Origin of the sequence: Mesorhizobium sp. WSM2561, from assembly GCF_000513915.1 — a bacterium.
GTDB lineage: Bacteria > Pseudomonadota > Alphaproteobacteria > Rhizobiales > Rhizobiaceae > Mesorhizobium > Mesorhizobium muleiense.
In genome coordinates this window covers 192779-211093 of sequence record NZ_AZUX01000013.1, presented here as the reverse complement: position 1 = coordinate 211093, position 18315 = coordinate 192779, and the positions used below count along the sequence as shown (strand labels likewise).

Sequence of the window (18315 nt, the reverse complement as noted above, 5' to 3'; positions counted from 1 at the left end):
TTTCAATCGATTCGAGCTTTCCGCTTGGAATGGTTCGACTTGAACCTGCCTTGCTCTGGTGGTCTGCTAGCCCGGATTTTCACACTGTTTGGAACAACCGGTTCAGGAGGATGCACAATGAGCGAACGTCTCGAGGATATTGCCGCTGCGATGGTGGCCGACGGCAAGGGTCTTTTGGCCGCCGACGAGAGTTCCGGCACCATCAAGAAGCGCTTCGACGTCATCGGCGTCGAATCGACCGCCGACAGCCGCCGCGACTATCGCGAGATGATGTTCCGCGCCAGGGAAGCGATGACCAGATACATCTCCGGCGTCATCCTCTATGACGAGACCATTCGCCAGAAAGCCGCCGATGGCACGCCGCTGGTCGACATCATCAAGGCGACCGGCGCCATTCCAGGCATCAAGGTCGATGCCGGCGCCAAGCCTCTGGCCGGGTACCCCGGCGACACCATCACCGAAGGCCTCGACGGCCTGCGCGAGCGGCTCGCCGACTATTACAAGCTCGGCGCCCGTTTCGCCAAATGGCGTGCGGTGATCGACATCGACGTCGCCAGGGGCGTGCCCTCCGCCACGTCGATCGACTCGAACGCCCATGCGCTCGCCCGCTATGCGGCGCTCTGTCAGGAGGCCGGCATCGTGCCGATCGTCGAGCCGGAGGTGCTGATGGACGGCGCCCACGACATCGGCACCTGCTACGAGATCAGCAAGGCAACGCTGACGAAACTCTACACCGAGCTCTACGCCGCCCGCGTCGTCCTTGAAGGCACCATTCTGAAGCCGAACATGGTTCTCGCCGGCAAAAAATCCGGCAACACCAGCAGCCCCGAGGAAGTCGCCGAAAAGACCATAAAACTGTTCCGCGAGACGGTGCCGGCAGCGATTGGCGGCATCGCCTTTCTCTCGGGTGGGCAATCGGATGAGGAGGCGACCGCCAACCTCAACGCCATCAACGCCATCGGCCCGCATCCATGGAAGCTGACCTTCTCCTATGGCCGCGCCTTGCAGGCGGCGCCGCAGAAGGCATGGAGCGGCAAGGCGGCCAACGTCGCCGCTGCCCAGGCAGCCTTCGCCCACCGCGCCCACATGAACCACCTGGCAGCGCTTGGCAAATGGCAGCCGGAATTGGAACAGGCCGCCTGACCGGTTTTTTATCTTCGTCCGAACCCGGGCCATGTGCCCGGGTTCCATCTGCTCCAAAATGCTCCAAAAAAATGCGGCGCCGTGTCGGCTTGCGTTGAGCCCGAACGTCCTTGGGGCTCAACGAGGAGCAGGCTGATGCCAAACAACAGGATCGTTTCACAGCAAGACTGGTTCCAGGCGCACAAGGCGCATCTGGCCCGTGAAAAGGAATTGACGCGTTTTCGCGACCGCATCGCTGCCGAACGGCGGCAATTGCCTTGGCTGAAGATGCGGAAGGACTATGTCTTCGAGACCGAACAGGGCCCGAAGAAACTGGCCGACCTGTTCGGAGGCGCGAGCCAGCTGATCGTCTACCACTTCATGTTCGGGCCGGGCGCCGACTACCGTTGCGAAGGCTGTTCCTTTCTTGCCGATCACATCGACGGCGCCAACCAGCACCTCAAGCACCATGATGTGTCGCTGATCGTGATCTCGCGGGCGCCGCTGGCCGAATTTCTGCCCTACAAACAGCGCATGGGCTGGAAATTCGACTGGGTGTCGTCCTACGCCTCGGACTTCAACTTCGACATGCAGGTTTCCTTCACCGACAAGCAGATCGCATCCGGCGACACGACCTACAATTTCGAGCAGCGCGCGCTGAGATCGAAGGACCTTCCCGGCATCAGCGTGTTCTACAGGGATGAGAACGGCGACATCTTCCTGACCTTCATGTCGCGCTCCAGGGGCGGCGATCCGCTGATCGGCGCCTATCACTATCTCGACCTGACGCCGAAGGGCCGCAACGAGACCGGTCCCTACCACAGCCTGATGGACTGGGTGCGGCTGCACGACGAATATGCGGGCAGGCACGAAATGGAGGGCGCCTGTTGCCATTGACGACGGACCGTCGACGCAAGGTCTTTCGCCTCTGGCCTGATATGCGCTAAGTGCTGCTTGCTATGCCCTTTGACGGACTTACCCCATTAGCGGTTGGCCCCATTAACGGTTTGCGATGCAGCGCTTTCTTGCCCTCCTCACCTGGCTCGCCTTTCCGGTCTATGTCTGGCAGGGGCTTGGCGTGCGCCGCCGCACCAGCCGCATGGTGCCGGCGCAAGGTCCGGTCATGCACGAGATTTCGGGCCAGATACCGGCGATCTCGCTGCTGATGCTTGGCGATTCTTCCGCCGCCTCGGTCGGCATCGGCAATTCCGAATACGGGCTGGCCGCGCAACTGGGCGAGCTGATCTCGAAACGCACCGGCCGCGCCGTGCGCTGGCGGGCAGCCGGCTTCAACTCGGCGACCTCAGGCCAGATCCGCGACCATGTGCTGCCCAATCTGTCGGCCGATCCCTGGACGCATATCGTGCTCGCCATCGGCACCAACGACACCAAGAACTTTCACTCGGTGCCACGCTTCAAAAGCGATTTTGGCGGCCTGCTCTACGCGCTGCGCGCCAAATGGCCGGAGGCGCGCGTGGTGTGGTCGCCGGTGCTGGAATTCACCCGCGCACCGGCAATGCCGCCGCTGCTCGGAAAGATCCTGGAAATCCGCGCCGCCGAGATGAACCGGATGGGCGAGCGCCTTTGCCTCGAACGCGGCGCTGTGCCGGCGCCGCGCCTGCCGATCACCGATGCCGAAGCCGGTTTTGCCTCCGACGGATTTCATGCCTCGGAAGCCGGCTACCGGGCCTGGGCGGAACATCTGGTCGATTTGGTGCTGGCCAACGAACCACGCCTCGCGTAGCGGGCCGCCAGCCCTAATGCATGTCGCGCAAAAGCATGCCCTCGGGCTTGAACCGAGGGTGTGCAGCGGTTTTGCGATATCGACATGCATAAAACAACAACCTAAAGCGTCGCGTGAGGTCGGTCGAACGCGACGCGCTTTAGGTCCAATGGCCCAGCGCCGCTGTTATCGAAATTGCCGCCATTGCCAGCACCGCCAGCTTCCAAAAATCGCTGCGCCGCTTCAGCCCCGGCCAGCCGAGCGGCTTGATCAGCTGGATGACCATCATGGCAATGATAACGAGCGCGAGGAGTTTCGACATGCCGCTTTTGACTAGCGCATCGGCCCGCAAATCGAAATCGATTTTCGGAAAGCGCGATGCGTAGACTTAATGCTGCTGGAGCATCCTTTGCGCCTCCAAAGGGCGCGCGGCGCTCCAGCATCACGGTCGGCTGTCGAAGTACTCCTTTCGCTCACTCACGAGAGCGCTATGCCAGCGGCTTGAGGCCGGCCTCGATCGCAGCCCGTTTCGGTTCGAGGAACGGTGGCAAGGCCAGCCTTTCGCCCAGCGTTTCCAGCGGCTCGTCGGCCGTGAACCCTGGGCCGTCGGTGGCAATCTCGAACAATATGCCGTTCGGCTCGCGGAAATAGAGCGAACGGAAGTAATATCGCTCGACCTCACCGCTTGACGGCAGGCGGAATTCGGCCAGCCGCGCCGTCCATTGATGCAAAATCTCCTGGTCCGGCGCCCTGAATGCCACGTGGTGGACCGCACCGGCGCCCTGCCGTGCCGGCGCAAGGCCCGGCTGCACAGCGACATGAAGCTCCGCCGCCGGGCCACCAGCTCGCATCTCGAAGACGTGAACCTGGCCCTGACCATCCGGCGAGGGATAGTCCCGCGCCTTGCGCATGTTCATCACCCTGGTCAGCACGGTTTCAGTGTTGGTGATGTTGGGAACGCTGATGACGATAGGCCCGAGCCCGCGTATCTGGTGCTCGATTGGGACCGGGCTTTGATCCCAGGGGTGACTGTCGCCCTTGCCGCCATCGCTGACGAGACGCAGGCGCTGGCCTTCCGGGTCTTCGAAGTCCAGCGACGGGTAGCCGCCGATATCGCCGATCTCTCCCGTCGCGACGGTCTCGCCGGACAAGTGCTGCTTCCACCAGGCAAGGCTTTCAGGGCTGGCGACCCTCAGGCTGGTCCGCACGATGCTGTTGGTGCCGCGCCGCTCGCGTCCGACCGGCCAATCGAAGAAGGTAAGATCGGTGCCAGGCGTCGCCTCGGCGTCGGCATAGAAAAGGTGATAGGCCGACGTGTCGTCCTGATTGACCGTCTTCTTGACCAGTCGCAGGCCCAGGGTCCTGGTGTAAAAACGAAGGTTTCCGGGTGCATTGGCCGTCATTGCGGTCAGATGGTGAATTCCTGTCAGTTGCAGCTCATTGTCATCTCCCTGATCTCTGGAAAATTTTTCTCCCTAGATATCAGAACCCCGGCCCTGTCGCTGCTGCGGATTCCGACGGTCCGTCATTGGCAGATGAAAGACTTGGTCCCGGCGACGAGAAGCCTGCTTCACACGCGCAAACGGATCGGAACCGGCAAAACTTGCACGCTCGCCAAAGACCGCTCAGCCTCCTGACAGACTGCTGTCAGGAGGGGTGTGCGATAGTGTCTCCATCGAAAGAGAGGAGACCAGCCATGAACGGTTTTACCATTCTGCGTAGCGTGCAGCACTATGTCGGCAAGATCCGGACGATGCGCAACGAGATCCGCACCCGGCGTTTCATGAACGGGTTGCCGCAGAGCATCCGCAAGGACATCGGTTGGCCGGATAATTATGAAGGCCGCCACGGCCGCGGCCATTGAGGCGATTTTTTGCGGCAGCGGTTGCATGCCGACGCCATGCGCCCAGATAAACAGGTCCGGCGGACCGAAAGACGGAGCAGCAAATGTCGGAACAGAAAACTATCGGCGTTCTTTTCATCGATCGCTTCGCCGATTGGGAATACGGGCTGCTGGCGGCTTCGGCGGTCGAATGGTTCGGCGCACGCGCGGTTTCGCTGGCGCCGAACGGCGAGCCGGTGACTTCGGCCAGCGGATTTATGCTGACGCCCGACCGCTCCACCGCGGTTGATGAAAACACCGATCTTGACGCCGTCGCGGTCATCGGCTCCGACCAGTGGGTCGATGCTCCGCCTGACATCTCCGCACTGCTGACAGCGGTCGCAGCGCGCGGCGGTGTGGTCGGCGGCATCTGCGCGGGCACGCTGGCACTGGCGCGTGCCGGCCTGTTCGGCAACGCCAAACACACCAGCAATGGTCGTGACTGGATCAACGAAAAGGAGCCGGGCTATCCGGGCGCCCAGAACTATCAGGACGTGCCCTATGCGGTCGCCGACGGTCGCATCGTGTCCGCGCCGGGTTCAGCTCCCGGCACCTTCGCTCTTGCCTGTTTGAAGACGCTCTATCCCCAGAGAAGCAGCGATCTCGCTGAGATGCGTACGCTGTTCGCCAAGGAGTATGCCGAAGGGGAATATGCTGAAGCCTCCTGACAGTATGGTGTCAGGAGCGGCGTGCAATAATTCGAAAGTACCAGGAGACAGACATGGCCTTCATCCCTGCAAAAGCTTCGGCATGGTTCGAGATTCCCGTCACCGACATGGATCGGGCGCGCGCCTTTTACGGGTCGGTGCTTGAGAACGATCTCATTCTGGAGGAGAGCGGCCCGAACCCGATGGCCATGTTCGCCGCGCAGGACCGAACCGCCTCCGGGCACGTTTACCCCGGGAAACCCGCGGCACCGGGAACCGGCCCGACCATCCATCTGTCGGTTGCCGCACCGATCGAGGACGCGATGGAACGGGTGAGGCAGAACGGCGGGCAGGTCGTCTCGCCGGCAATCTCCATCCCGGCCGGCACATTCGCCTATTGCCTCGACCCCGACGGCAACAGCTTTGGGCTCTTCGTCTAGGTGACGCATGGTAAAGAGCTGGAACGACAGGCTGAACACGCCGGGCATCAACGGCATCAAGCCGACGCCGCGCACTGTTGGCGACGTCGTCGAGGGCCAGCCGATGCTGGTGCCGACGGCACGGCAGGTCGATGATTTCATCCGCTCCATTCCAGAGGGCGTGGCCATGGATGTCCGCGCGTTGCGCACCGCGCTCGCCATTGAGCACGGCGCCGAAGTGACATGTCCGGTCACCATCGGCTATCATCTGCGCACTGTCGCCGAGGCCGCCAACGAGGATCTGGAACGCGGCATGACGCTGAGCGACATCGCGCCGTTCTGGCGGGTGCTGGATGCAAAGACGCCGACAACAGGGAAGTTGTCCTTCGGCGCGGCATTCGTCGCCGCGCAGCGCAAGCGCGAAGGGCTTGAGCCATAATGCATCGCCCGAAAGTTGGAACCGGTTTGGGGACAACGACAGGCTAAAAACAACATCGAGGGACCACACGATGCGCCGCGCCGACAGGCTCTTCCAGATCGTGCAGCATCTGCGCGGTGGCCGTCTGGTCACCGCCCAGAAGCTGGGCACGTGGCTCGAGGTTTCCGAGCGAACCATCTACCGCGACATCGCCGACCTGCAGTCCACGGGCGTGCCGATCGACGGCGAGGCCGGCGTCGGCTACATGATGAGGGAGGGTTTCGACCTTCCGCCGCTGATGTTCACGCGTGACGAGATCGTCGCGCTGGTCGCCGGCGCCCGCATGGTGCGCGCATTTGGCGGTGCTGCCATGGCGCGGGCCGCCGACGAGGCGCTGGTCAAGATCGGCGCCGTGCTGCCCGATGCCGAAAAAGACCGCATCGCCCGCACTGAGATCCACACGCCGATGTGGGTGGTGAGCGACGCCGCCCGCGAAGCAATCGACCTGATCGAGCGCGCGGTGGAAAAACGCCAGGTGCTGACCATCGACTACTCCGACGAAGCAGGCCGCAGCACCGTGCGCGACATCAGGCCATTGGGCCTGTGGTTCTGGGGCAAGGTGTGGACGCTGGTCGCCTGGTGCGAGATGCGCGACGACTTTCGCGCTTTCCGCATCGACCGCATCGCTTCGGTGGTCATAGCCGGCCGCGTCTTCAAGCCGGAGCGCGGCAAGCAGCTCGCCGATTTTTACCGTGCGGTGGAGCGCAGCGACGACTACGGCATGGCGCCGGACCGGGCCGCGCGAACCTAGGCGCTCTTACCTTCTCCCCTTGTTGTGGGAGAAGGTGGATTGGCGCGCAGCGCCAAGACGGAAGAGGGGTGTTGGACGGAGTGCGTCGGTTCGAGCTGGAGCACCCTCATCCGGCCGCTTCGCGGCCACCTTCTCCCACAAGGGGAGAAGGAAAGGGCGCCGCTTCTTACTCCTCGTCGTCCTTGTCCTCGTCCTTCGACTTCAGCGCCGAGAGCTTGGCGAAGACGGCGTTGGCGTCGAGTTCCGCATCCTCGTCCCTTGGCTTCTCCGGCGCCGGCACGAGGCGCTCGGTCAATGCCGCCGGCAGCAGCGTGTCGCCGGCCGGCTGTGCCTGCTCGCGGCCACGCGAGGCGCGGTTGACTTCCATGTCGAGGTCGATCTGCGAGGCGAGACCCAGCGTCACCGGATCCATCGGCTGCAGGTTGGCTGAGTTCCAGTGCTTTCTGTCGCGGATCTGGTCGATCGTCGACTTGGTGGTGCCGACGAGGCGCGCGATCTGCGCGTCCTTCAACTCGGGATGGTTGCGGACCAGCCAGAGGATGGCGTTTGGCCGGTCCTGGCGCTTTGACAGCGGCGTGTAGCGCGGACCCTTGCGCTTGGATTCCGGCACCCGCACCTTGGGGTCGGACAGCTTCAGCCGATGGTTCGGATCCTTCTCGGCGCGTGCGATCTCGTCGCGGCTCAGCTGGCCAGTCATGATCGGGTCCATGCCCTTGATGCCTTGCGCCGATTCGCCGTCGGCGATCGCCTTGACCTCGAGCGGATGCAGTCCGCAGAACTGCGCGATCTGCTCGAAGGACAGCGCGGTGTTGTCGACCAGCCAGACGGCGGTCGCCTTGGGCATCAGCAGCGTATTGGCCATTGCAAATATCCTTCTCGTTCGCCCGCGTTCCCGCGCGGGCGGTGGTTTTAGAGCCACCAAAATGGGAAAATCGCGGTTTATATAGCCGCTCCGTTGCCGTTCCGCAACGTTTTTGGAAGGTAGTCGCGAGATGGCGGGAGATATCGAACCTGTCAAGGCAGCCTTGTCGGCTTCAGCATCGCGCCTTCGGTGAGCCGCTCAGCGGCCGCGGCCGCTAGCCCGGCAACAAAACGTCCTTCTGTCGGCATTTGCCGACTGTTGGTGGGAACATGTTTCATCCACATTTCGCTTCGGTAGCGGCGAGCTGCTTTGGGAGAGCAAGCCGCCGCCGATGTGGGCTGATCGATGTTGGAAACCGGGCACGCTGTCGCGGCGGGGTTGTTTCCGTTCGCCATTTCCTATGCGCTTCTGGCAATGCTGCCGGGCGCCAATTTTGCTGTCGTCGCGCAGGCCGGGCTAACCGCTTCGCGTACTACAGCGCTTTCGGCAGCCGCCGGCATTGCCCTGGACGCGAGTTCGCTGGCGATGGTCGTCGCGACGGGCGCTGCAGCGCTGCCGCCGGGGGGCATTGCGCACCAGATAGCCGCCAGCCTTTACGGCGCAATGCTGGTCTTCATCGGCTGGAATTCGATGCGGCGGGCGCTGTCGATCACGATCGGCGCCGACGAGCCGAAGCCGATTCCCATCGTTCGGTACTTCCGGCTGGGGTTTGTCACGGCGGCGGCAAATCCGGCCACCGCATTGTTTTTTGCATCCTCTGCGCTGAGCTTGAATACGCGCGGGCCAATCCAGATATCCGTGGTAGCGCTGGTTTTTGCCATTGCAATCGCCTGGTTTGGCCTTGTCGGCCTGGCTATTTCCCAGCCAGCCATGCGCGAATTCTACAACCGTTTCCGCAGGCACGTGGACATCGTGCTGGGAGGCGCCTTGATAGCGATTGGTTTTGCCGCGCTTAGCCATTGAAGCAACAAATAGGCGGTCTTCCACCGATTTGGCCGATCGTCATCTGCGATTGAGCGGTTCTGTGCTCTTGAGCAAGGCGACGAGTTGGCTTTGCTGACTTGTCCCGGTCTTGGCGAAAATCCGTTCGAGATAGGTCCGGCCGGTCTTTACCGTGATCGTCAAGTCGGATGCGGCATCTTTCAAGGGTCGTCCCTGCGAAAGCACGGCGGCCAGACGTGCCTCGGAGGGCGTCAGGTCGAACAGGCCCGCGAGGAGGGCTGGTGAAGGCACGACGGCACTGGCCCTTACTTCCGTTGCAGCAATCAGGATGTCCGCGCCGGTGAAAATGTCGTGTGCGGCGCGGCGCAGCGGCAAAAGATGGATGACCAGAGCCGGCCGGCTTTCGTTCGCGGCAACAGGAATGGATCGGACCGCGAAATCGTTGCGGTTCTCGAGAATGGCCTGCTGGAAAAGCGCATTGGCGGAGGCATTGGCGATCGCCATGCCGCCATAGGCGGTTGGCAGAAACATCTCGGTCATTTCTTCCAGCAGGCCGTTGGCCGTCAGCACGCGTCCCGATGCAGTCATGACCGCGGCCGGCAGCCCGATGGTCTCGAGTGCCGAGACGGTCGCCCTGGCCCGTTCCAACCCCAGTCGCGCCGAGACCATGCCGGCACGCGCGAAATGCGGGCGAAGCTGGTCCAGCCGATCGACCGACGCCCGATCGTAGGTGCCATCCTTCATCCACCGTTGAAATACGAAAGTGACGAGCTCGCCACTCGGCATGGCGACTGCCGAACAAGCGTGTGCGCCGATACCGGCCGCTCTCAGCTGTATCCGCACCGGATCACGTTCGACCTCTTCAGCTGTCAAGAAATCTTCGACCTGAACGAAGCTCGCCGGCTGCATGCTGCACATACGCTGTACGGCGTCAGAGAATTTCCAGGTGTCGCTGGCGACAAATTCGTCAAACACGGATCGCAGCGAGTTGCCGTGAACCGGAGAAACGTCACTCAATCTGCCGCGGACCGGAGAATCGCCACTGAACAGGAAGATGGCGCCGGTGGCCGAACCAGAAAGACTGCCGGCAGCTTCGAGCGCATCGCCCCAAAGTTCCGGCACGAAAGCCGCCTCGTAGATCTTGTCCGTCAGATCGTCGAACATGGGCGCAAGCCTGTTTCAGAGTCAGCACGCTACTGGCCCGGATCGGCGCCCGCAGCCACTGACCTAGTCCCGCGCGATCAAAATGCCCACGCTGAAACCGGAGTCAACCGCAGATTGCGGTCGAGTTGTATTCGGTTCTGGATAGTGGCCATCATAGCAGCCGCCGCTGTAGCCTCGGACTTCAAAACGACAAAACCCGCCGGACAGGGTCCAGCGGGCTCGGAACCGGCGACGGGAAAACCGCCTGCCTCGGCTCTTGCTTGGCGGATCAAAGCGTCTTGCGGGCGATCCTCTCGATGTCAGCACGGTTGATGCCGAGGTCGTTGAGCTCACGGGCGTTCAGGCGGTTCAGTTCGCGCACGGTTTCATTGTACATGCGCCAGTTACGGAAAGCACGGATCGGGTTCATGGTAGTCCTCCATCGTTTCGATGCCGCTCAAATAGGCACCGTTGATGAAAAGTTGAACAGACGCTTTTGCATGGCGGCAATGCGTTTGTTGCATTGCGCAATTAAGGTTTTGTTCAGCTTGCTTGCCGACCGTCAGCCGACATCGAGCACGATCTTGCCGATGTGGTCGCCGTCCTCCATCCGCTCATGCGCCCGCCACGCTTCCTTGAGCGGAAAGATCATGTCCATGACCGGTGCTACCTTGCGGGTGCCGAGCAGCGGCCACACCTGCGCCTCCAGCGCTGCGGCGATCGCCGCCTTGAATTCGACGGTGCGCGGCCGCAGCATCGAGCCGGTGTGGGTGAGCCGCTTGGCCATCATCTTCGAGAAGTCGGTGCTTGCCACCGCCCCGCTCTGCGTGGCGATCTGGACGATGCGGCCTTCCACCGCCGCGGCCTCGTAGTTTCGCGCCACATAGTCGCCGCCGACCATGTCGAGGATGACGTTGGCGCCCTTGCCGCCGGTCGCGTCCTTGACCGCCGCGACGAAGTCCTCCTCGCGGTAGTTGATCGCCCGGTCGGCGCCGAGCTTCAGACAGGCGTCACACTTCTCCTGGCTGCCGGCAGTGGTAACGACATGGGCGCCGAAGGCCGAGGCGAGCTGGATCGCCGTGGTGCCGATCCCGGACGAGCCGCCATGCACGAGCAGCGTCTCGCCGCTCTTCAGGGCGCCGCGTTCGAAGACATTATGCCAGACGGTGAAGTAGTTTTCCGGTACCGCCGCCGCTTCGGTGTGGGTAAAGCCGGCCGGCAGCGGCAGCACGCTGCCGGCATGCACCTTGGCGTATTCGGCATAGCCGCCGCCGGGCGTCAGCGCGCAGACGCGGTCGCCGACGCGCCAGCGCGATATCTCGTCGCCAAGAGCTGCAACTTCGCCTGACGCTTCGAGGCCCGGCAGGTCCGACGCACCAGGCGGCGGCGGGTAGACGCCCTTGCGTTGCTGCACATCCGGCCGGTTGATACCGGCGGCGCGCACCCGGATCAGGATTTCGCCGGGACCGGGCACCGGCACGTCACGCGTTTCCGGTTTCAGCACCCGCGGTCCGCCGGGTTCCGAGATCGCGATGGCCGTCATCTTCGCCGGAATTCTGTCCTGTCCGCTCGCCATGAATTTTTTCCCGTCTCGCTTCGCCAGTTTCTTGCCAGCTCTCGGTTTTCTTGCCGACTGTTTGCATCCATGCCCTTGCCCTATGTATGCTGATTGCCAAATCAGGCAAATGGCCACTGCAGCGCCGGGCGTGCGATTGGACGCGCCAAGGACGCTGTAGCCGTTTAATTTTGACGCATGAGCGAGGAGCGACGATGGCGATCTTCGACGACGAACCCAAAAAGAAAGCGCGCCCGCATGAGATCGGGCAGGATCTGTCGCTGCTTTCCGTCGATGAACTGTCCGAGCGGATCGGCATCTTGCGCGACGAGATCGCCCGGCTCGAAGCCGAACTCAAGACCAAGAGCACCACCAAATCAGCGGCCGAGGCGTTGTTTCGCCGCGGATAGTTTCCAGAGCCGAAGCGCCCGCCGGCGAAAAGCTCGAATGCGACTGTCTTCAGACCCTCCCCAAATTCCAGCCGGATCAGCTAAATGTTTGCAAGCTACCGACCGATCCTTTCGCTGCTTCGCGGCACCGCTTTCCTGCTTGCGGCAACCGGACTGCACGGGCTGTTGTTGCCGCTGCGCGGCCAGTTGGAGGGTTTCTCGACCGCATCGCTCGGCCTGATGGGCACGGCCTGGGCCGGCGGCTTCGTCACCGGCTGCTTCTTTGCGCCGCGCCTGGTGCGCCGCGCCGGTCACGTACGCGCTTTTGGCGCCTTTGCGGCATCGGGAGCCATCGTCGCACTGCTCACCGGCCTGATCATCGACGAATATATCTGGATCCTGCTGCGCGCCTTCACCGGCTTCACCATGGCCGGCGCCTTCATGATCATCGAAAGCTGGCTCAACGAGAAGTCCACCAACGAGAACCGCGGCGCCGTCTTCGGCCTTTACATGATGGTCACCTATGCCTCGATCATGGGCGGCCAGATGATCGTTGCCGGCGGTGATGTGAAGTCGGCCTCGCTGTTCATGATCACCGGTATCCTGTTCTGCCTGTCGCTCATTCCGACCGCAGTGTCGACCGCTTCGCATCCCAAGCCGCTGCAGGACGTCTCGCTCGACGTCAAGGGGCTCTATGTCAATTCGCCGGTGTCGGCGATCGCCTGCGTTCTGATCGGCGTCGCCAACGGCGCCTGGGGCACGCTTGGCGCCGTCTATGGCGCCCGCATCGGCATTTCCACGGCCGAGATCGCGCTGATGATGAGCCTGGTGGTCGTCGCTGGCGCCGCCATGCAACTTCCGGCCGGGCGTCTCTCCGACAAGACTGACCGCCGCTTCGTGCTGGCGGGCCTGGCCTTCGGCGCGGCGCTGTTCGCCCTCGCGCTGTTCCTGTTCGAGCCGCGCTCCGGCGTCTTCGTCATCGTCTGCACCGCCGCCTACGGGGCCTTTGCCTACACGCTCTATTCGATCGCCGTGGCCCATGCCAACGACCACGCCCGGGCGGAGGATTTCGTCAAAGTGTCCGGCGGCCTGCTGCTGCTCTATGGTTTCGGCACGATGATCGGGCCGCTGCTGGCCGCCGGCCTGATGGGCTGGATGCGGCCGGAAAGCCTGTTCCTTGCAACGGCCCTCGCGCATCTTTGCCTGGCAGGCTATACGCTGCTGCGCATCAGCCGACGCGCGCCGGTGCCAATCGAAGACCGCGACGCCTTCAAGACGCAACCGGCCGAGCGCTCGATCACGCCGGAAGCCTTGCGGCTCGATCCGCGCAGAAAGCCTGAAACCAACGGTTGAGATTTGGAAAACTTTGCCTCACAAATAAGGCATGATGTTTTCCGACGCCTTCATGGCGATTGCCGACCCCAACCGGCGCTATCTCTTGGAAGAGCTTCGGCGCGGCCCGAAGACCGTCAACGAACTGGCCGCCGGGTTGCCGGTCTCGCGCCCGGCGGTTTCGCAGCATCTGAAAGTGCTGCTCGACGCCGGGCTGGTCAACGCCAAGCCGGAAGGGACAAGGCGCGTCTATACGGTCAGCAGTGCCGGCTTCCTGAAGCTCAACATCTGGCTCGACCAGTTCTGGGAAGCCGAGCAGCTTGGCTCGCCCGGAAGCTGAGGTGCGCCGTCGCATCTTTGCCAGTAGACAGGCATGGCGAAGCTCCTCTGGATCCAGGTGCTGGCGCTGAGCCGCACATCTCATTGAAACAATGTCAGACACCGGCCTAAGCGTTCCAGCTTGGACGTTTCTGAACGCGGTCGAGCCAATGATGGACATTGACGAGCGAGTCCGGGATGTCGGCTCCGAAGAAGGCGCCAAGCCACGCTGCGACGGCGGCGGTGATGTCGGCGACGGAGTACTGATCGCCCGCGATGAACGGGCGGCCATCGGCGATCTCGCGGTCAAGCCACGCCCACTTTGCCGGAACGGCTTCGCGCTGGGTTTCGGCGAAAGCCGGGAACTGCACAAGCCGCTCCGCAAACATAGGATCGGAATGCAGCGCAATGCTGCCGATCGTTCCGAAGATCTCGATCTCGGCGCGGCGGTTCCACATCTCGACCTTGCCTTGGCTGACCGCGTCCGAGCCGAACAGTGCCGGCGTTGGATGAAGCGCCTCCAGATAGCGGCAGATGGCGATGCTTTCGGTGATCACCGTCCCGTCATCGAGCACGAGCACGGGAATCTGGCCGAGTGAGTTGAGCTCAAGGAATTGCGGGGTTTTGTGCTCGCCTTTTGTCAGATCGACATCAACCCGCGGAACGTCGATGCCTTTCTCAGCCATGAAGATGCGGACGCGGTAGGAATTCGGACCGATGCCGCAGTAGAGTTTCATCATATTCTCCCGATTCTGCTGGTCTTTGGCTCAGGCTGGGGCGCTCGCGCGCATTCCACCCGCAGGTTGTCGAGCATCTGGCTCCAGCCAGCCTGATGGTTTTTGGGCTGATCATGGCCGTCAAGAAAGGCGCCTTGCTCGGTCATCAGCAGCCGGCAGCCTGTGCCTTCTGGACTGAATTCAACCGTCAGCAGGCCGACAAACAATCGCTGGCCGCTGCTGGTCATGCCACCAGCCGAGACGATGCGCTGGTCGCGCACGATGTCGAGGTAGCGCGTCTCGTTCACATAACTCTCGCCATCCTTGGGTCCGAAACGGCTGAGCGCAATGCCGCCCACTTGGAACTCGAAGCATTCAATGCTGCTTTCCCAACCCTCGCCGGGCGAGCCCCAGCGCTGCAATGCGGCGGGATCGGACCAAGCGGCGAACACCAGCGCCGGCGAAGCGTCGTAGCTGCGTTCGAGCACTATGGTCGAATGGATGACGGAGCGTTCGCTCATGTTGGCCTCCTCAGTTTCCTTCGGTTTCGTCTTTGGTTTCCGCAAGAAAGCCGCCGAGCCGGTCGAGCCGCTGTTCCCAACTCAGGCGCCGTTCGTTGATCCAGTGTTCGGCGGTCCTCAGCGCCCTCGGCTCGAGCTGGCAGGTGCGCACCCGGCCGAGCTTTTCGGTGCGGACGAGACCGCTCGCCTCGAGCACGTTCAGGTGCTGGACGACCGCCGACAGCGACATCGCCAGCGGCTCGGCCAACTGGCTGACCGATGCGGGGCCGCACGACAGCCTCTCCACCATGTGCCGCCGCGCCGGGTCGGCGAGCGCTTGGAACATCAGGTCGAGCTGGGCGGTATCGTGCAGCATCGGGCTTAACCGTTGTTGTAGGGGAAAGTTTCAAATAGGGCTGCGCTTCCTCGATCACTCGGGCGACAGACGGCCGCAGCAGCAGCCGGTCGTGGTAGCGCGCGACTGTTCATTGCCGACAGATGTGAACGGCGTTCCGTTTTCATAGTGCGATCAGCGGCTTCCAGCAGAAGGAGGCGAGCGGATGGAGATGCATCGTCAAGGACACTGCTTTGCTCGTTCCCTTAGTGGTTCGCCGCTGCATGGTTTACGGAGCTAAACACTGAAGCGACTACTTAACTATTGCCGATGGTGTGTCAAGGTCCGACTCCGCGCTTACCTGGCTTGGCTATGGGCGACGATGGCATCAACGATCGCGGCCCAATCGTCGGGATGGAGTTCGTGGCCGCCGCCTTCAATGCGGACAAGCCTCGCGCCGGCAACTGCTTCGGCCAGAGCGGCGCCATGCTCGACCGGAAAGATCGGATCCGCGGTGCCGTGGATGACGAGGAGCGGAACCTTCAAATCGTGCGTTCGACCCTTCCGATCCTCGCTGCCCCGATCCTCGCCGCCCCGATCTTCACCGGTCTTGAGCATGAAATGATTGGTCGCGCTTAGAAAACCGCCGGACCGGTCGTAGTCCTGTTCGACGAAGGCTCTCGTTCGCCTCTCGTCGAAGGGATGCGTAGTGCCGGCGATCGCGTGCGCGTCCTTGACGATGTAGTCGACCACCTGGGCTCGGTCCGACCAGTCGACCTTGGCGCCTTCGGCCGAATGCTTCATATAGGCTTCGCTCGTCCCTGGCAGATGCGAGGTGTCGATCCCGATTGGCGAAGTGCTGATCGCCGTTAGCGAGATGATCCGCGATGGATATTTCAACGCCACGAGCTGCGCGATCATGCCGCCCATCGACATGCCGACGACATGCGCTTTCGCGATGCCATGATTGTCGAGGATGTGAATGGCGTCATCCACCATGTCGTCGAAAGTGTAAGGCGGTTCGCCCGGCGCATATTTGGTCGAACGGCCGGTATCGCGATTGTCATAGCGGATCACGAACAGGCCGTTGCCGCCCAGTTTCCGGCAGAACGCCTCAGGCCACCAGAGCATCGAAGCCATCGCGCCCATGATCAGCAGCATCGGCGGATGCGCGGGATCGCCAAACGTCTGTGACACGATTTCCGGTTCCGCTGCCTTGGTCATGGTCGCCGTCTCCTCTCTGCAAAACCGATTGCATTTCGCAATCAGTTGCACGATAATAAAACTGATATGATAATGCAACCGGTTTCTATCGGAGAATCGCATGAGCATCGATCATCGGTCTGGGTGCCCGATCAACCTGTCGCTTGAAGTGTTCGGCGACCGGTGGAGCCTGATCATCCTCCGCGACATGATTTTCGGCGGCAAACGCCACTTTCGCGACCTGCTCAACGGGTCATTGGAACGCATCGCTTCCAACATCCTCGCCGATCGGCTGAAGCGGCTGATGGAACTCGGCATGCTGACCAGGGCCGACGATCCCACCCACAAGCAGAAGGCGATCTACAGCCTGACCGAAATGGCGATAACGCTGGTGCCGATCCTGGCGCATCTCGGCGCCTGGGGTCGCGTCTGGCTGCCGGTCAGCGAGGAGCTCTCGATCCGCGCCGAACTTCTCGAAAAGGGCGGCCCGCCGATGTGGGAAGAGTTCATGGACGAACTGCGCCACGAACATCTGGGCACGCCTTCCGACACGCCGCCGGATGCCACCGTGCGTGCGACGTTGCAGGCCGGATACGAGGCGGTTGTCGCCCGAAAGGCGCCGGGCGCCGGGTGCGATGCCGGCGCCTGACCAACTTATTTCCCCCATCGCAGGGCGGCTCTGCTATTAAAGCCATTGAAAACTATAATTACGGGATTGGAAAAGCCCTTGGTTGAGAACTCTAAGGATACTGCCCGCGCGCGGGCCGATTTGCGTTTCAAGAAGCAGGAAGAGGCAGCCACGGTTCGTCAGAAGGCGATGGCGGAATATGTCGCCGAGAGCGATGCCCGCCAGATAAAGACCAACAAGCTGAGGGCGCTCCGCCTTGCCAAGGAAGCGGAAGACCTCGCCAATGCGCCGGCTGCTCCGGTGAAGAAGCCGACACGCGCCAAGAAAAAATAGCGGTCCGGCGTGTCGGGCGGGCCTGTCCTGCCGTCGGCAGGTGCTGACAACGAGGCGGCTGCTTCACCGCCTTTATGCATGTCGTTACAGCAAAACCGCTGCGCACCCTCGTTCAAGCCCGAGGCATGCTTTGCGCGACATGCATTAGCTCATGGTTATGTCGCGGCTGGCTGCTCGCATCGATACTGAGAAGCCGGCCAGGACGTCGACCAGTGCGATGACCATCAAAATGAAGAAAACCGAGTGCGCCGCGCCCTTCACCAGCAGGAACTCGACCAGGAACGCCACGAAGACGAAGGTCGACAACAGGTGGTCCATGATCGAGGCGCTCGTCGTGCGCGTCGATTTCAAGATTTCGACGAAGAAGAGAAGCAGCCCGATCAGCACGATCAGATCGCCGAACGTCATCGAGAACACTCCGCCCGACATCATGCGGATCGAGAACATTTGGATTGCCCAAGGATCGTCGCCGCCGCCGAATATTCCCAGAAGCCCAAGATTATAGAGGACGAAGGGTACGATCAGCAGCGGGATGGCACCGAACATCAGAAGGCTCCGGTTGGACAGCCTTCTCTAGTATGCGCTCGGCGTTCGCCGTCAAGAATTTTCGCATGCGACCGCGAACACGGACAAAGACCGTGCGAAATAACAGTACCAGCCGGTACGGCTGCCATAGGCATGGCTGCTGGCATATTTGACAACAATTCGAGGGGCGATCATCTGCGCAAAACGCAGAAAGACCGGCGCGATGGCCGGTCCTTCGATAGTCCCAAACCGTCGAAAGCGTTCTCAGCTTTCCTTCGGCTCCAGAACCTGGCGACCGCGATACATGCCGGTCTTCAGGTCGATATGGTGCGGGCGGCGCATCTCGCCGGAATTCTTGTCCTCGACATAGGTCGGAGCCTTCAGCGCATCGGCCGAGCGGCGCATGCCGCGCTTCGACGGGGAGGTTTTTCGTTTCGGTACGGCCATGGATATGCTCCACTACATGGTCAAAATGCCCCGGCTGCCCTCGTGAAAGGGCCGCGTCAGGGCCGG

At 62.2% G+C, this 18315-nt stretch carries 26 protein-coding genes; 14 read left to right on the top strand and 12 right to left on the bottom strand.

Features of this window, described 5'->3' with window-relative positions; genetic code table 11:
• Positions 1-117: 117 nt before the first annotated feature.
• From M727_RS0112625 to M727_RS0112615, 3 genes are all read left to right on the top strand, one after another.
• Positions 118-1143, top strand: a complete 1026-nt coding sequence (locus M727_RS0112625; RefSeq protein WP_027152989.1) for a class I fructose-bisphosphate aldolase — start codon at positions 118-120, stop codon at positions 1141-1143.
• A 135-nt stretch (positions 1144-1278) separates the two neighbouring features.
• On the top strand, positions 1279-2019 hold the full coding sequence (locus tag M727_RS0112620; protein ID WP_027152988.1) for a thioredoxin family protein: 741 nt from the start codon (positions 1279-1281) through the stop codon (positions 2017-2019).
• 115 nt (positions 2020-2134) lie between these two features.
• On the top strand, positions 2135-2866 hold the full coding sequence (locus M727_RS0112615) for an SGNH/GDSL hydrolase family protein (RefSeq protein WP_027152987.1): 732 nt from the start codon (positions 2135-2137) through the stop codon (positions 2864-2866).
• Positions 2867-3005: 139 nt separating this feature from the next.
• Here M727_RS0112615 and M727_RS39920 read toward each other — a convergent pair whose 3' ends face one another.
• The gene (locus M727_RS39920; RefSeq protein WP_077380491.1) at positions 3006-3167 is read right to left on the bottom strand and encodes a hypothetical protein; all 162 of its coding nucleotides are present in this window, start codon (positions 3165-3167) and stop codon (positions 3006-3008) included.
• 166 nt (positions 3168-3333) lie between these two features.
• The gene (locus tag M727_RS0112605; RefSeq protein ID WP_027152986.1) at positions 3334-4281 is read right to left on the bottom strand and encodes a ring-cleaving dioxygenase; all 948 of its coding nucleotides are present in this window, start codon (positions 4279-4281) and stop codon (positions 3334-3336) included.
• Between the two features lie 260 nt (positions 4282-4541).
• Here M727_RS0112605 and M727_RS39915 point away from each other — a divergent pair, with 260 nt between their 5' ends.
• From M727_RS39915 to M727_RS0112575, 5 genes are all read left to right on the top strand, one after another.
• A complete protein-coding gene (locus M727_RS39915; RefSeq protein WP_082982284.1) occupies positions 4542-4709 on the top strand; it encodes a hypothetical protein in 168 nt (55 codons plus the stop codon).
• Positions 4710-4792: 83 nt separating this feature from the next.
• Entirely contained in the window at positions 4793-5395 is a 603-nt protein-coding gene (locus tag M727_RS0112590) for a DJ-1/PfpI family protein (protein ID WP_027152984.1), read from the top strand.
• 53 nt (positions 5396-5448) lie between these two features.
• On the top strand, positions 5449-5814 hold the full coding sequence (locus M727_RS0112585; RefSeq protein WP_027152983.1) for a VOC family protein: 366 nt from the start codon (positions 5449-5451) through the stop codon (positions 5812-5814).
• A 7-nt stretch (positions 5815-5821) separates the two neighbouring features.
• Positions 5822-6232, top strand: a complete 411-nt coding sequence (locus M727_RS0112580) for a hypothetical protein (RefSeq protein ID WP_027152982.1) — start codon at positions 5822-5824, stop codon at positions 6230-6232.
• Between the two features lie 70 nt (positions 6233-6302).
• Positions 6303-7022 carry a YafY family protein gene (locus tag M727_RS0112575; protein ID WP_027152981.1) on the top strand — a complete coding sequence of 240 codons (720 nt, stop codon included), beginning with the start codon at positions 6303-6305 and terminating at the stop codon, positions 7020-7022.
• Positions 7023-7188: 166 nt separating this feature from the next.
• Here M727_RS0112575 and M727_RS0112570 read toward each other — a convergent pair whose 3' ends face one another.
• On the bottom strand, positions 7189-7884 hold the full coding sequence (locus tag M727_RS0112570; protein ID WP_027152980.1) for a DUF1013 domain-containing protein: 696 nt from the start codon (positions 7882-7884) through the stop codon (positions 7189-7191).
• 414 nt (positions 7885-8298) lie between these two features.
• On the opposite strand from M727_RS0112570, the gene M727_RS0112565 reads away from it, so the two are divergent.
• Positions 8299-8847 (top strand): LysE family transporter, encoded by a 549-nt coding sequence (locus tag M727_RS0112565; RefSeq protein WP_245268545.1) that lies wholly within the window; start codon positions 8299-8301, stop codon positions 8845-8847.
• A 39-nt stretch (positions 8848-8886) separates the two neighbouring features.
• On the opposite strand, the gene M727_RS0112560 is transcribed toward M727_RS0112565, so the two are convergent.
• The 3 genes from M727_RS0112560 to M727_RS0112550 form a co-directional block, all read right to left on the bottom strand.
• Positions 8887-9990: a LuxR family transcriptional regulator gene (locus tag M727_RS0112560; protein ID WP_027152978.1), complete on the bottom strand. Its 1104-nt coding sequence runs from the start codon at positions 9988-9990 to the stop codon at positions 8887-8889.
• Between the two features lie 268 nt (positions 9991-10258).
• On the bottom strand, positions 10259-10399 hold the full coding sequence (locus M727_RS39910; RefSeq protein WP_084646712.1) for a DUF1127 domain-containing protein: 141 nt from the start codon (positions 10397-10399) through the stop codon (positions 10259-10261).
• A gap of 132 nt (positions 10400-10531) precedes the next feature.
• On the bottom strand, positions 10532-11545 hold the full coding sequence (locus M727_RS0112550) for an NAD(P)H-quinone oxidoreductase (RefSeq protein ID WP_027152977.1): 1014 nt from the start codon (positions 11543-11545) through the stop codon (positions 10532-10534).
• A gap of 194 nt (positions 11546-11739) precedes the next feature.
• On the opposite strand from M727_RS0112550, the gene M727_RS0112545 reads away from it, so the two are divergent.
• The 3 genes from M727_RS0112545 (at position 11740) to M727_RS0112535 (ending at position 13585) form a co-directional block, all read left to right on the top strand.
• Positions 11740-11934 carry a DUF1192 domain-containing protein gene (locus M727_RS0112545; RefSeq protein WP_023797052.1) on the top strand — a complete coding sequence of 65 codons (195 nt, stop codon included), beginning with the start codon at positions 11740-11742 and terminating at the stop codon, positions 11932-11934.
• 84 nt (positions 11935-12018) lie between these two features.
• Positions 12019-13266, top strand: coding sequence for an MFS transporter (locus M727_RS0112540; protein WP_027152976.1), 1248 nt, complete (start codon positions 12019-12021; stop codon positions 13264-13266).
• A 31-nt stretch (positions 13267-13297) separates the two neighbouring features.
• Positions 13298-13585: a metalloregulator ArsR/SmtB family transcription factor gene (locus tag M727_RS0112535; protein ID WP_027152975.1), complete on the top strand. Its 288-nt coding sequence runs from the start codon at positions 13298-13300 to the stop codon at positions 13583-13585.
• 106 nt (positions 13586-13691) lie between these two features.
• Here M727_RS0112535 and M727_RS0112530 read toward each other — a convergent pair whose 3' ends face one another.
• From M727_RS0112530 to M727_RS0112515, 4 genes are all read right to left on the bottom strand, one after another.
• Complete coding sequence (locus M727_RS0112530; protein WP_027152974.1) at positions 13692-14300, bottom strand: glutathione S-transferase family protein; 609 nt, start codon at positions 14298-14300, stop codon at positions 13692-13694.
• The gene (locus M727_RS36335; RefSeq protein ID WP_051505599.1) at positions 14300-14800 is read right to left on the bottom strand and encodes an SRPBCC family protein; all 501 of its coding nucleotides are present in this window, start codon (positions 14798-14800) and stop codon (positions 14300-14302) included. Before M727_RS36335 ends, M727_RS0112530 begins: the two co-directional genes overlap by 1 nt.
• A gap of 10 nt (positions 14801-14810) precedes the next feature.
• A complete protein-coding gene (locus M727_RS0112520) occupies positions 14811-15155 on the bottom strand; it encodes a metalloregulator ArsR/SmtB family transcription factor (RefSeq protein WP_027152973.1) in 345 nt (114 codons plus the stop codon).
• Positions 15156-15470: 315 nt separating this feature from the next.
• A complete protein-coding gene (locus tag M727_RS0112515; protein WP_027152972.1) occupies positions 15471-16337 on the bottom strand; it encodes an alpha/beta hydrolase in 867 nt (288 codons plus the stop codon).
• A 100-nt stretch (positions 16338-16437) separates the two neighbouring features.
• Between M727_RS0112515 and M727_RS0112510 the strand changes: the two genes are divergently transcribed.
• Both M727_RS0112510 and M727_RS0112505 read left to right on the top strand, forming a co-directional pair.
• On the top strand, positions 16438-16965 hold the full coding sequence (locus M727_RS0112510; protein ID WP_027152971.1) for a helix-turn-helix domain-containing protein: 528 nt from the start codon (positions 16438-16440) through the stop codon (positions 16963-16965).
• Positions 16966-17043: 78 nt separating this feature from the next.
• On the top strand, positions 17044-17277 hold the full coding sequence (locus M727_RS0112505) for a hypothetical protein (protein ID WP_023797044.1): 234 nt from the start codon (positions 17044-17046) through the stop codon (positions 17275-17277).
• A gap of 144 nt (positions 17278-17421) precedes the next feature.
• Here M727_RS0112505 and M727_RS0112500 read toward each other — a convergent pair whose 3' ends face one another.
• Together M727_RS0112500 and rpmF are read right to left on the bottom strand one after the other, a co-directional pair.
• Positions 17422-17823, bottom strand: coding sequence for a hypothetical protein (locus tag M727_RS0112500; RefSeq protein WP_027152970.1), 402 nt, complete (start codon positions 17821-17823; stop codon positions 17422-17424).
• 243 nt (positions 17824-18066) lie between these two features.
• Entirely contained in the window at positions 18067-18249 is a 183-nt protein-coding gene (gene rpmF / locus M727_RS0112495; protein ID WP_006203806.1) for a 50S ribosomal protein L32, read from the bottom strand.
• Between the last annotated feature and the right edge of the window lie 66 nt (positions 18250-18315).

Excerpts from the sequence above, each read along its gene's own strand:
- M727_RS39910 (WP_084646712.1), bottom strand. The coding sequence starts at position 10,399 with ATGAACCCGATCCGTGCTTTCCGTAACTGGCGCATGTACAATGAAACC.
- M727_RS0112570 (WP_027152980.1), bottom strand. The coding sequence starts at position 7,884 with ATGGCCAATACGCTGCTGATGCCCAAGGCGACCGCCGTCTGGCTGGTC.
- M727_RS0112625 (WP_027152989.1), top strand. The coding sequence starts at position 118 with ATGAGCGAACGTCTCGAGGATATTGCCGCTGCGATGGTGGCCGACGGC.
- M727_RS36335 (WP_051505599.1), bottom strand. The coding sequence starts at position 14,800 with ATGAGCGAACGCTCCGTCATCCATTCGACCATAGTGCTCGAACGCAGC.
- M727_RS0112585 (WP_027152983.1), top strand. The coding sequence starts at position 5,449 with ATGGCCTTCATCCCTGCAAAAGCTTCGGCATGGTTCGAGATTCCCGTC.
- M727_RS0112530 (WP_027152974.1), bottom strand. The coding sequence starts at position 14,300 with ATGAAACTCTACTGCGGCATCGGTCCGAATTCCTACCGCGTCCGCATC.
- M727_RS0112590 (WP_027152984.1), top strand. The coding sequence starts at position 4,793 with ATGTCGGAACAGAAAACTATCGGCGTTCTTTTCATCGATCGCTTCGCC.
- M727_RS0112550 (WP_027152977.1), bottom strand. The coding sequence starts at position 11,545 with ATGGCGAGCGGACAGGACAGAATTCCGGCGAAGATGACGGCCATCGCG.
- M727_RS39920 (WP_077380491.1), bottom strand. The coding sequence starts at position 3,167 with ATGTCGAAACTCCTCGCGCTCGTTATCATTGCCATGATGGTCATCCAG.
- M727_RS0112510 (WP_027152971.1), top strand. The coding sequence starts at position 16,438 with ATGAGCATCGATCATCGGTCTGGGTGCCCGATCAACCTGTCGCTTGAA.
- M727_RS0112560 (WP_027152978.1), bottom strand. The coding sequence starts at position 9,990 with ATGTTCGACGATCTGACGGACAAGATCTACGAGGCGGCTTTCGTGCCG.
- M727_RS0112535 (WP_027152975.1), top strand. The coding sequence starts at position 13,298 with ATGATGTTTTCCGACGCCTTCATGGCGATTGCCGACCCCAACCGGCGC.
- M727_RS0112580 (WP_027152982.1), top strand. The coding sequence starts at position 5,822 with ATGGTAAAGAGCTGGAACGACAGGCTGAACACGCCGGGCATCAACGGC.
- M727_RS0112565 (WP_245268545.1), top strand. The coding sequence starts at position 8,299 with ATGCTGCCGGGCGCCAATTTTGCTGTCGTCGCGCAGGCCGGGCTAACC.
- M727_RS0112545 (WP_023797052.1), top strand. The coding sequence starts at position 11,740 with ATGGCGATCTTCGACGACGAACCCAAAAAGAAAGCGCGCCCGCATGAG.
- M727_RS0112540 (WP_027152976.1), top strand. The coding sequence starts at position 12,019 with ATGTTTGCAAGCTACCGACCGATCCTTTCGCTGCTTCGCGGCACCGCT.
- M727_RS0112515 (WP_027152972.1), bottom strand. The coding sequence starts at position 16,337 with ATGACCAAGGCAGCGGAACCGGAAATCGTGTCACAGACGTTTGGCGAT.
- rpmF (WP_006203806.1), bottom strand. The coding sequence starts at position 18,249 with ATGGCCGTACCGAAACGAAAAACCTCCCCGTCGAAGCGCGGCATGCGC.
- M727_RS0112575 (WP_027152981.1), top strand. The coding sequence starts at position 6,303 with ATGCGCCGCGCCGACAGGCTCTTCCAGATCGTGCAGCATCTGCGCGGT.
- M727_RS0112620 (WP_027152988.1), top strand. The coding sequence starts at position 1,279 with ATGCCAAACAACAGGATCGTTTCACAGCAAGACTGGTTCCAGGCGCAC.
- M727_RS0112500 (WP_027152970.1), bottom strand. The coding sequence starts at position 17,823 with ATGTTCGGTGCCATCCCGCTGCTGATCGTACCCTTCGTCCTCTATAAT.
- M727_RS0112520 (WP_027152973.1), bottom strand. The coding sequence starts at position 15,155 with ATGCTGCACGATACCGCCCAGCTCGACCTGATGTTCCAAGCGCTCGCC.
- M727_RS0112615 (WP_027152987.1), top strand. The coding sequence starts at position 2,135 with ATGCAGCGCTTTCTTGCCCTCCTCACCTGGCTCGCCTTTCCGGTCTAT.
- M727_RS39915 (WP_082982284.1), top strand. The coding sequence starts at position 4,542 with ATGAACGGTTTTACCATTCTGCGTAGCGTGCAGCACTATGTCGGCAAG.